Genomic DNA, 12454 nt, shown 5'->3' with positions numbered 1-12454 from the left:
TCAGCTCGTTGTTATTAATGGTTTTCGGAATCTCCGTCCTTTTCTTCAATCTCCGTCACCACCTTCTGCACCAACTTGACACGACCGGATTTCACCAGTGCATCGCGCAGTACATACTCTATCTGCGCGTTCACGCTGCGCAAGTCGTCGTCGGCCCAGCGCTGCATGGCCGCCAACACCTGTTCGTTGATTCTCAGTGGAAAGGCTTTCTTCTTCGTCATGGCTCAATAGAGACTGCCACTGTTGATAACCGGTTGCGCCTGCTGCTCGCCGCAAATAACAACCAGCAGGTTGTTGACCATATTGGCCTTGCGCTCTTCGTCCAGTTCAAGCTCCTGGGTTTCTGCTAGGGACCTGATCGCGTCGGTAACCATTTCCACCGCACCGCGCACGATCAGCTGGCGAGCCGCCAACACGGCGCTAGCCTGCTGCTTACGCAACATGGCCTGAGCGATTTCCGGCGCATAGGCCAAGTGGCTGATACGTGTCTCTATCACCTCTATGCCCGCTTTGCCCAGGCGTTCCTGCACCTGCTCGCGGATTTTCCCGGCGATAGCGACGGGATCGCCCCGCAGGGACAGAACCTTATCGCTGTGGTTGTCATAGGGGTATTCGTTGGCCACGTTGCGCAGCGCCGCCTCGCTCTGGATGGTGACGAAACTCTCGTAATCGTCCACCTCGAAATAGGCCTCCGCCGAGTCCACCACCTTCCATACCACTACTGCCGCAATCTCGATGGGGTTGCCGTTGGCGTCGTTGACCTTGAGTTTGCCACTTTCGAAGTTCCGCACCCGCAACGAGATGGGAGTGCGTGTGAAAATCAGCGGGTTGGTCCAGCGCAGTCCGGTAACATGCTCGGTGCCAACATACTTGCCGAACAGTTGCAGTACCTTGCCCTGGTTCGGGGCGACCATAAACAACCCGTGCCAACAGAAGGCGACGATCAAAGATGCAAGGATCCAGCCCACAATCGCTACAGGGTCCCCCATCGCCATTCCCCTCATCACCATGCCTGCGGAAACTAGCTGCGACAACAGTAAACCCGCGACCATTCCGTAACCATTGACCGTAAATGCGTTCTTCTCTGTGATCATTGGAGGCTCCAAGTTGTGATATCTTTATGATATCATATTAATGCCGATCTGCGCATTTAGTCAACTCCTTCCACGACACTTCCCCCGTTAGCATAAGATCTTTCCGGTATGTGACGCCATATTGAGGGCTGGAGCCCAACTGTGGTACCCGAGGAAAGGTGTAAAGTACCGCCCAGATGGTGGATGAAGTCTTTCCAGAAGGACCCATTTGCCAAAAGGTGTTGAGATTTCCTTCAGGCAGTTCGAGTAGAGCAGTTCAAATTTAGGGTAAATAGGGAATTATCATTCCTATCCCCTGGTAGGATCATTTCATCAAGCCGTGTTCAGATTCAAACATGGGATATCCTGATAAGGCAGAAGGGAAGCAGACTCCTTTCCCAGGATCGTCTAAAACTTAAAAGCCGATGACGAGCCTACAGCGCGTGTATTCACATTGCGGCTCGGAGAGAGGTATTCATATGCATCCGATCGGCTAGCAAATAGGGTATATGTGGTACTGATGTACTTTCATCTATCAGCAGTAAGCAGACTAATAATCGTCATGATGGGAATTTTTAAATAAATCCTATTGTTTCTGTACAAAAATACATTTGTGTAAATACACTCCATCTGTACCATTTACATGATTAATAAATTGGGTTATAGGCAGCTCCTCCCGTCGAGTGTTCACACCAATTCAGGAGGAGGATAAATAATCTAATTCTTTCAATTTAATAAATTCACATTGTGTTGACTGCCTTACCTGACAGAAAATAAAGCACAAAAAAATACGCGGCAATCTATAGCATGTAAATATGCCAAAAACTCGTAATTACGTATTTTTAAGATGGGATTTTCAATTTATAAATGATTCTTACAACTATATTGAATATAACAGCTCTAAATCGTTAAGTGGGCATGATCTTACATCTTCATTCCTTGTCACCATATCCAGCACAAAATAGAATTGGCTTTAACAGTAGCGCATTGAAACCCTGTTATTCAGAGTGTTCGATTATTTATTTTGTTGTTGACTATTGGTAATTATCGGGATCATTAGCAGCCGTACAAAGTAAATCACGCCTACACAGGCATCTGCAATACCCAGAGCGGCTCAGTAGCAGCGAAGTAAGAGGCTTGAATTGGCAAGAAAGGTGCAGGCTGCAAGTACAGCATTGCCCCAAAATCAGCCTTACCATACTAAAAAGGATAGGGTATGGTAGCAGCAGAGGTGGAGGGGTAGAGTGATGCTGTACTGAAATCACAATAATTACGTTAACTTATAGATAGGATTAAATAACAATGAAATATTTAACTTTAATAGTGGCATTTATTTTGCTTGTCCCGCAGTTTGTACTCGCGTCCGAAAAAGCTATTAAAGTCTCTGAGGTTTCTGTGATATATAATCGCAATGGTGACTTTTACAATTTTAATATTAATACTCAACACGGCGAACCAAAAATTATAGAGAACTATAATGAGAATGATGATCCACTTTGGCGGATGCGTGTAACCACAAAGCAACAATATATGGATAACGATCTTTATATCCCAGTCGCTTTTAAAATAGAGGAGTATGTTAATGGGTCCTGGCAATTACTGGGTTATCCGGAATTTATGGGCACATCCCCTGGCCAGGAAGCGTATTTACGATGGGATAATGATGATACAGATTACTACGAGTTGTTCGTAACGACACAGCCTGGCAATAGCGAATCGGAGATAAAAAGTTTTGAAAAGTGCAGTTCTAACGACTCAACAACAGCGCTGCCCTGTTGTGAAAAAAGATGCAGAGATGATAAGCGGTGGAGACTTGTTTGCTGTGATCCCTTTGGGTGCTGCCAATGCGGTGTCTGTTGTACACCTGATCCACAATGGTAATATAAAAATCCACTTGCTTTGGGCTTTTTATATTTAAATATTCTCTATACAATAAATGCCCTTGAAATAAATATTTTCAGGCACCACCAATTTCTCTAAGGATACTAATTGGCCCATTAAAAACGAACATAAGAATTCAGATAAACAACTGGCTAGCCTGATCGGATCAATATCACTACACGTTCACTGGCAAGGGGTATTACAGCAAATCAATCGCCGAGCTGCGAACGTCACCAACCCGAACAGTTGCTGCTCTGCCCATTCGTTGAGCAGCACTGTCCGGTATTCAAAACCGCGTTGGAAGCCCAGGGTTCACCATTCAACAGGAGTTTGAAGACTTCCATCAGTACGGCTGTCGAGAGTAAGGTTTCCTGCGCGTGCGCTGTGAAGATTGCCACCATGAATGCTTGGTGGCATTGAGTTGCAAACGATGGGGTTTTTGCTTCAGTTGTGGAACCCGGTGGATGGCAGAAAGTAGCGCCCTATTGATGAATGAAGTTTTTCAGAAGTACGCATTCGCCATTGGGCGCTGAGTTACCTTTTCCAACTGCGATTTGTACTGGCTCGCTACCTGAACCAATGGACACCCAAGCCTCGTGTCAATCTTATCCGATTCCACGGCATCTTTGTACCCAATAGCAAGCACAGGATTCTTAATTACTCCGGTTATGCTTGGCAGTAAACAGGTCAGGCCGGCATTTCCAAGGGATGACTGGCTCCCTAAACGCTCTATGGAATGGCAAGGAACAATGACCTGGATGCAGCGAATCGAACGGGTTTTGAGCATCAGCAATGAAGTCTGTGAACATTGCCGCGGTTACGTCAAGGTGAGTGCCGGAATTGAAAGTCCGATATTAATCAAGCACATCTCCAGATCTCTTGGGCAGAAAGCCGCTCATGTCGACACTCCTCGCCATAGTGGGTATCGCTGGCGAGGCTGTTCGATCCCTCGCAGACTGGTTCATTCGATTGATCACGCAAAGCCAACACTACGGACTTTTAGAGCTTACAGTGGGAAGGACCAAAGGGACCCGTGGAGCGACCGATGCCGCGTTGCCCTTTCGTCAGGACTTTCTGGCCGAGCAGAACAAAAAATAATCTACTTTGTATGCCCTCGACTTAAAATAATAAGTTTGGACAGTAAACAACCTCAGGAATTTCAAGCAGAACTCTTCGCATCAAGGGTAAATAAGTGGGTTATATTTCCTGTAATCCAACCTGTCAATATATTCCAAACTGTCCTTCTGGTTGGTTTTTTTGCTAAAAGTGCTCCTGCCATTAATCGTAATTGTAGAAGTATTAATGCTCGACTATACTCGCCCGTCTGCCTAGTTCTCGCCATAAATGAACGAGAGCTGTAGTTTGTATGAGTAAGGATATTTTTGCTGTGTTCAAGAGTTGTAGTGCACTTTTCAGTGCCTGGTTGTTAGGATTATTTTTTCTTTGTTTATCTTCCCTAGCCTTGGCTAACGTATCGGGCCCATCTTCCAGTTCTACAGGAAAATTTACTATAACCTGGACTGGAATTACTAAACCGCATTTTCTTACTGAATACAAAAATGGTTCTCCTGTAAGAGATATTGCGGTCAGCGGGAACTCAGCATCAATCACTGTTTCATCGTCAGGAACCTACACGTATGAGGGCTGGTGGCGGTTCTGTTTGCTCAGTCTACCCCAGCCTGGCCCACTCGCGTTGAGCTTTTCCAATCTTGGTCCCGGTTTGCCCGGCCCTGGTTTGCCCGGCCCTGGTTTGCCCGATCCCGGTTTGCCCGATCCTGGTTTGCCCGATCCCGGTTTGCCCGATCCCGATCCCGATCCCGGTTTGCCCGGAGACAACTGTGAAGCGTGGGATAGTAGGAAGAACTCTATCGGCAGCCATACAGTTGAAGTTACTTTCGAACCGGACGCTAATCCCCCGGGTCCTATTTATTTTCCAGCTATCAGCACTTTTCCCGAGGTTAGTGAGGACATTGAATTGGGCTTCCCGGTTGACAAGTTTAGAGTGGCCTGGGGTGAAGCTTCCGGAAAACCGGACAGATATGAACTTTGGCGAAAAAGTGAGGGAAGCACCAGCTGGCAAATGGAGTACTCTGGCCCAGGTCTCTATAAGGATTTTACTAATCTGTTAACCGACACGTATCAATTTCGGGCCCGCGCCTGCAATTCTGGTTGTAGCAGCTATACGGATATAAAAAGTATTACACGGGTAAGAACCCCACTGGAAGTGTTTGCGATAAGTGATGACGACGTTGGAATATCTGTCAATTGGTTCCCGGTTGAAGGAGCAGATCATTATATTCTTCAGGAGTTGAAGAACGGTGGGTCCTGGACCCAGGTTTACAGCGGAACAGAGCATCGTACAATCTTAACTGGTCGCGGTTACGGTAAGTTTAAATATCGAGTTGCAGCGGTTAAAGGTAGTACCACCGGAGGGTTTGAATCCTCTTCTTGGGTAATTGTAGACAGGTCTTCAGTCCCTGTGCCCCCGCATGTGGGTACAGTACCGTCCCCCACTGATCCCGGTGTATTGGCCTCCGACCGTGTTGGCATATTACCGGGGGAATTCCGTGTGAGTGAGTCCGGCGCGGCTACTTACACAATTCCGCTCCAGGTGGGCCCTTCATCCGGTGGCAGTACCCCGGCTCTCAGTGTGACTTACAGTAGTTCCGGCAGCAATGGCCCTCTGGGGGTCGGCTGGGGTATCAACGGGTTGTCTGCTATTACTGCTTGTCGCAAAACGCTTGAAGAAGACGGCGCCAATGGCAGTGCCTTTGATCGCTTCTGTCTGGATGGCCAACGTCTGAAGCTAGTGTTGGGTCAGTACGGTAGCCTTGGCAGCGAGTACCGCACCAGTATCGACAGCTTTGTGCGCGTACGATTGGTCTCTAGTTCCACCGGCAACGGTCAGGGCTTTGAGGTGTACCGAAAGGATGGCTCAATCTCTTATTATGGTATGAATGAGGATGCGCAACAGGAAAGCACCTGGTACTTGAATACCCAAGAGGACAGCGTTGGCAACCGTATTGAGTACACCTACCTGAAAGACACCGCCCTCGGTGAACACTTGATTGAGACGGTCGATTATTCCGCGCACGGTTACCACGCTGTTGCATTGAATCGGATTCAGTTCCACTACGATACGAACCGCAGTGATAAGAGATATGGCTACCGCTTCGGACAGAAGATAGCCGCAACCCGTAGACTTACAGCCATTACATCCAGTGCAGGTTCCGTGGAGTTGCGTCGTTACAACTTTAGCTACCAGAAAAGCGCTACCGGACGTTTGCTGCTCGAAGAGGTGGAGGAATGTGTAAATAGTAATTGTCGCAAGCCGACAGTGTTTACTTACGCAAAATCTGCTGGTGCTGGCTTGGTTAATAGTCTTGCCAACCCTAACATTTTTCACTCTGGCTTTGAGGGTGGTAAATATGGAGATGTTAATGGTGATGGGCGTACTGACTTTGTATTTATTCGCTACGATGGCAGTAATGGAAAGCGCTATATTCGTATTGCGCTAGGTACAGAACAAGGTTCACTTGCCATTCAACCGGGGCAGATGCGCATTCGTTCCAATGAGCGGAAAGAGTGGCACCTGTTGGATTATAATAATGACGGCAAGGATGACCTGCTGCATACGCCAATCTCTGACAGTTCTGCTTATTGGGAGGTGAATTATTCGAATGGTGTGGCATTTAGTGTAACAGATACGCCTACTGCCATTACCTTTCAAAAAGGTCAAGTAGGTCAAATGCATGATTTTAATGCAGATGGCTTGCCGGATTACATATATTTTACCGGAGGTAGCACCAGCTATTTTGATAGTGAACCACCTAAGCTTAAAGTTAGAGAGTTGCAGCGTAGCAGTTCCGGGAAGCTATCTTTCAAAAATAGTGAAGTGGCAAGAAGTCTATCTCTTCCCAGTTCATCCCCCCCTGGGGGAGGTAATGGCTTATATTTAGGCCGTACGAGTGTGAATATACGTGATAAAGATATCGTAGCCGATTTTAATGGCGATGGAGTTGCGGACTTAACCGCGGTTGTATCAACTCATTGGCATTGTACTGAACCTTCTATTGATTGTGCGAACGGTATTACGTCAAGTACTGATTCTCACTTTGTGGTATTGATGTCTGATAGTAATGGCGGGCACTCGGCCGTCTATTCACGCAGGCTATCAAATAGTGGAGGCTCCACTGAACACAGGGTGAGTGATCTCAATGGCGATGGCTTACCTGATTTACTCTATAGAACCAGCAATACAAGTAACTGGGAAATTTATCACTTTAATGGTGTGAAGTTTGTTTCTGCTGGTTTTCTTCCAACTATCGTGGATGACAATATCCAGTTTTACGACTGGGATATGGATGGCCTGGTTGATATTCTTTACCCCAATGCCAACGATAAGTTGAACAATGAGTATCAATACTTATATGTACTCCCCAACGAGTCTGACGGTTTTGGAGTCGGGTTTAGGACTGGTCTGATACTTGGTGTAGATAAGAATGACCACAATCACTACATAATGGATTTAACAGGGGATGGTCGCCCCGAACTCGTCGAGAAGTGCGCGAACCGGGATGAGAAGGAAAACCACTGCGATGATATGCGCAACCGCGGCTTCTTTATTGGTTCAGGTCTTACAGATAAGTATGTGCGTGTCCTTAAGCCCAAGCATTCTGATAAACCGGTGGATGTATTGACCGAGGTTGAAAATGGCTTCGGGGTGAAAACAGAAATCCGCTACGCGCGCCTGAATGACGACAGCGCTAATGTCTACACTCGTAAGAAGGGCTCCTTTACGCTCAACTACGGGCGCGGCTCGCCGGTATTCGATTTATACTCGCCGATGTATGTAGTGCAAAATGTGATCTCCGATGCCCCGGCGGCCAATGACAACAGCAATACTGTAGAGGCCCACTACCATTACGCGGGGGCGCGTATGCAAAGTGGCGGCAGGGGATTTCTGGGCTTTGAGTCAGTCACCACCTATGACCCTCAAAACAAGGTGAAGACAACAACCCGTTACCGCCAGGACTACCCCTATATTGGTATGCCTTCACAAACCGCCAAGGTGATAGAGCCCAATGCCAGTAATATCAAAACCCCAGCTTCCTGTAGTGAATCCAGCCTGAAATTGATCAGTTGCTCTATCAATACTCTCAAATCGGTTGAGCCGGTATCTGGCAAAACAGTGATGCCCTATATCAGCCAGGCACAAGATAAATCCTATAGCCTGAATGGTAACTATCTGGGCAAAGTGGTCACCACTACCAGCTATACGGCTGCCAATGATATTAAATTCGGCAACGCCAGCTCGGTGGTTGTCAAAAACTACGATGCCTCTAACACCCTGGTGCAGAGTAAAACCACAAGCAACAAGTACAATAATGAGGTTAGCAGCAGCCGCTGGCACCTGGCGCGCCTGAGTGAGAGTAGCATCACTACCCAGCGGTATGCCAGCCTGGCTGCACCGCAGATCAAACGCACGGTACATTTTGATTACGATAGCCAGACCGGCCTGTTAACCGATGAATGGGTAGCCAAGGGTAGCGCACAAGAGTTGCATACCCGGTATGAGCATGACCGCTTTGGCAATCGCATTAAAACTATTGTTACCGATGCACTTGGTGAAAGCCGTACCAGCCGCACTGGTTATGATAACTATGGGCGCTTCCCCATCAGTCGAACCAATGCTCTTGGCCAAACGGTAGAGCAGTATCTGGGAATGGATGCCTTTGGCCAGCCGCGCGAAGTGTTGGATATTAGTGAGGTGGCCACCGTTTACGCCTATTCCGAATTTGGAACCCGCTACTTTGAGTATCATGAGACAGGCAGCCATAGCACTATTCTGAGTACACTCTGTGCCGACAGCGGTGACTGTCCTACAGTTGCTGGCATACCGGCTCACTTTAAAGTGATCACTACCGGTATCGAACAGGCCAAAAGCGTGATGTACCACGATCGCCTGGGCCGAGAGATCCGCAAGCAAACCCAGGACTTTCATGGTAATCCGGTATTTGTCGACACTCAGTACGATGAACAGTCCCGCGTTAAAAGGATCTCCGACCCCTATGGCAGCGGCAGTTCTCCGCGCTGGACCACTTATTCCTACGATATTCTCGGTCGTACTACCAAAGTGGATAGCCCCAGTGGCCAGTGTGATAGCACGATCACTTATAACGGTCTGACAGAAACTGCAACGAACTGTGCTCAGCAAACCAAGGTTACCCAGAAAAATGTGCTCGGCGAGCTGGCCCAGGTCACCGACAATATCGGCGGTAAACTCAAATATGCGTACTATGCCGATGGTAATCTGCGACATGTGCGTGTACTCAACAGTGGCGGTGGTGAAACTTCAGTAACCAGTGTTGAATACGATAATCTCGGTCGCAAAAACCGTATGGTAGATCCGGACAAGGGCACCTGGACCTATGGCTACACCGGCTTTGGTGAACTGGCCTGGCAGAAGGACGCCAAGGGGCAGGGCACAGCCATGACCTACGATGCCCTTGGTCGTATGGTGACCCGCGCCGATTACACCAGCTTCAACTCCAACAGCCAAATGGGCACCCTGCAGAACTTTAGCCGCTGGTTCTACGACCGGTATCCCGGCTGTAATTCCATCCGGTTCGATGGCAAGCTGGTGGCCGTAGCCCAAGCCTCCGTCGCTATTGGGGCTGGTTGCAATTCCAATATGGAGGACGTTAGCTACCTCAAGCTGTTGCATTATGATATTTATGGCCGCCTTGGCGAGACTGTTACCGGGCTCGGCTTGCTTAATGGCGAAGGGGACTTTTATGAGAAGGTCACCTACGACCAATACGGCCGCGTCAGCCATAGCTTCGACGCCAGTAATCAGCAGCTGGGTAAGGGCGAGGGCTACTTGCGCGGTGTAGAAACGGTATACAACCCCTATGGCTATAAGGTGGGTGTGCGAGATATTCAGGCAGCCGCCGGGAAGGGCTACTATTATCGCATCAAGGATATGAATCTTCGTGGGCAGGTAAAAGAAGTATTGTTGGGTAATGGCCTTACAACTACTTATGAATATCACCCGCAGCACTATCGCCTTACCAATATCCTCACGGATATCAATCCTGGTGTGGGCCAGGTACAGAACCTGAGCTACGACTGGAGTGCAATCGGCAACCTTCTGTCTAAAGCCGATCTCAGTGGTGATGGCAGCTACAGCAAGGATCTACAGGAAAGCTTTGAGTACGATGGCCTTAACCGCCTGCGCTACGCGCGTCTCTATCAGGCCGGCGGTCATACCACCACCCAGGAGGTACGCTACGATGATGCCGGCAATATCACCTATAAAACCGGCGTTGGTAGCTATGAGTACAGTGGCCCACGCCCCCATGCGGTAACAAAAGCGGGCAATACCAGCTATCAGTACGACAATAACGGCAATATGAGCAGCGACTCTGGCAGCCGCACATTGGACTACACCGTCTTTGATAAACCCAGCCTGGTCACCAAAGGCAGCCACGATACGCGCTTCTACTATGGCCCCGATCGCAGCCGCTTCAAACGGGTGGACGATAATGGCAAAGGCACTGTCACCACCTTGCAGATAGGCAGCGTTGAGAAAGTGATCGAGCGCAGTACCTCCGGGGTTACTATCAAGAGCTTTTATCGTCGCAATATCGCAGGCGTTGCTATCGAGCGGGTAGAGCTGAATACCGCGGATGAAATCGGCAGTACCAGCACCCAGTATTTACATAAAGACCTGCAGGGCTCCCTGGATGTTATTACTGATAGCAATGGTCAGGTTGCCGAAGATGCTGCTGGCAACAAGCTGGTCTATAGCTTTGATGCCTGGGGCAAGCGCCGTAACGCGCTGAGCTGGCAGCAGATTGCTGGTGCACCTGCGAATACGGTTAGCACGCTCAGGGTGGGTATCTTCAATCATATGAGTAGCAACCGTGGTTACACCGGCCATGAAATGCTGGATGAGGTGGGCCTGATCCATATGAATGGACGGGTCTACGACCCGACTCTGGCTCGCTTTGTCTCCGCGGATCCAATGATTGATGGGATCACCTCGGTACAGGGCTATAACCGCTACGCTTATGTGCACAATAATCCGCTGACTTATACAGACCCTTCTGGGTACAGTTCATGGAACAAGTTTCGGGATGCTTTTTTAAATAATCGGGATATTCATCGCTATTTAGCTGGAAAGCCGCTGTTAAATACAGTCGCCCAGATTGCAATCTGCGTGGTCTCCGGCCCCGGTTGTCCGGCTGCACTCGCCATGTATAATGCGAATCAGACGTACCAGGTAACAGGGGATATAGGATTAGCTTTCCGTAATGGTTTGCTTGCAGGGGTTTCTGCGGCGGCCTTCTCCGCCATGCCTGGGGGGTGGAGTCCGACCAATATTGCAATCCGTGGAGTAACTGGAGGGGTATTAGCAAAGCTGGGCGGAGGAAAGTTTGCTCACGGCTTCATCTCTGCAGGAGTCGGTGGTGGTTTTGGACAAGATACTCATATAGCTGTGAAGATGGTAGTTTCTGGGTTGGTTTCGGAGGCCACCGGTGGCAAGTTCGCAAATGGGGCGGCTACGGCGGCTTTTCAATCAATTGTCGTTGGTGGTTTATCTAAGCTAGCAAAAAATACTGGTGATGTGGATTCGGAGTTAGAGGGTTTATCTGAAGAGCAAAAGCAGAAAAACTTTGACAAAAACCTCGCTTCTTTTGAGAAAGCTCTTAGTGTCATTGATGAAGTGTCAGACTTGGAGGTTCCTGGTTTTACAGTAGTCGATTCCAGCGAGCTGAACGGCAGATTAGCTGGTATTAGCTGTGGTTTATTCGGTTGCGATGACAATATACTTGTGTCAAAACAATATCTTCAGACTGGACGTTCAGCTACTGACTTCTTGAGCACAGCCTACCACGAAGTCTTACACTTCAATGACCCCGGATACATTAATGCTCACACAGGTTTTCTGGCAAGGTTTGGTGTGATGTCATCAAGGCATCAAGAAATTTATAAGTTGGATAGACATATTAAGCTTGGAGGATTACGAGGGACTTTAGAGAGAGATATATATAATGCTTTCACAAATGAATGAATCCAAATCTTGGTATAGAAACCCTATCATTCTTTCGCTTGGGCTGATATTCATAGTGGGGATTGTCATGCTGAATTTGGATTCTCAAGATGAAATGGCTCTTGGGAAAAGGGATGCACAATTAATTGATCTATCTATATATGATGAAGCTCTTAATATGGTTTTTCAGGATGTTGGCTCTTACCCATCAAATGAAATTGGTTTCAGGGTGCTTTATGCAAACGAGCTTCAGCACAAAAATTGGAACGGTCCTTATCTAGGTGGGAAAATGAAAAACATAGATCAATGGGGTAATCCGTTGATCTACAGATATCCTTCCAAATGTGGAATAAATAGTAAAAAATTTGATCTGTATTCAAAGGGACCTAACGGCATTGATGAGTGTGGAGCTGGTGATGATGTTACAAAAAAATAGCCTTAC

6 protein-coding genes and 1 pseudogene are annotated in these 12454 nt (G+C 48.0%); 5 read left to right on the top strand and 2 right to left on the bottom strand.

The annotated features are described in order from the left end of the window. Positions 1-14 precede the first annotated feature (14 nt). Positions 15-221 carry a type II toxin-antitoxin system antitoxin gene (locus M8T91_RS11680; protein WP_301414339.1) on the bottom strand — a complete coding sequence of 69 codons (207 nt, stop codon included), beginning with the start codon at positions 219-221 and terminating at the stop codon, positions 15-17. 3 nt (positions 222-224) lie between these two features. After that, positions 225-1094: an SPFH domain-containing protein gene (locus tag M8T91_RS11675; protein WP_301414338.1), complete on the bottom strand. Its 870-nt coding sequence runs from the start codon at positions 1092-1094 to the stop codon at positions 225-227. A gap of 1281 nt (positions 1095-2375) precedes the next feature. Between M8T91_RS11675 and M8T91_RS11670 the strand changes: the two genes are divergently transcribed. The 5 genes and pseudogenes from M8T91_RS11670 (at position 2376) to M8T91_RS11650 (ending at position 12448) form a co-directional block, all read left to right on the top strand. Further along, positions 2376-2954 (top strand): hypothetical protein, encoded by a 579-nt coding sequence (locus M8T91_RS11670; protein WP_301414337.1) that lies wholly within the window; start codon positions 2376-2378, stop codon positions 2952-2954. A 171-nt stretch (positions 2955-3125) separates the two neighbouring features. Continuing rightward, positions 3126-3525: pseudogene (locus tag M8T91_RS19040) on the top strand (transposase zinc-binding domain-containing protein); the annotation flags it as partial. Between the two features lie 326 nt (positions 3526-3851). Further along, a complete protein-coding gene (locus M8T91_RS11660; protein ID WP_301414335.1) occupies positions 3852-4052 on the top strand; it encodes a hypothetical protein in 201 nt (66 codons plus the stop codon). A gap of 1471 nt (positions 4053-5523) precedes the next feature. Next, positions 5524-12033 carry an RHS repeat-associated core domain-containing protein gene (locus tag M8T91_RS11655; protein WP_301414334.1) on the top strand — a complete coding sequence of 2170 codons (6510 nt, stop codon included), beginning with the start codon at positions 5524-5526 and terminating at the stop codon, positions 12031-12033. Between the two features lie 67 nt (positions 12034-12100). Beyond that, entirely contained in the window at positions 12101-12448 is a 348-nt protein-coding gene (locus tag M8T91_RS11650; RefSeq protein WP_301414333.1) for a type II secretion system protein GspG, read from the top strand. Positions 12449-12454: the final 6 nt, after the last annotated feature.

This window comes from Microbulbifer sp. MI-G (assembly GCF_030440425.1).
Classification (GTDB): Bacteria; Pseudomonadota; Gammaproteobacteria; order Pseudomonadales; family Cellvibrionaceae; genus Microbulbifer; species Microbulbifer spongiae.
This window is presented reverse-complemented; position numbering and strand designations above follow the sequence as displayed.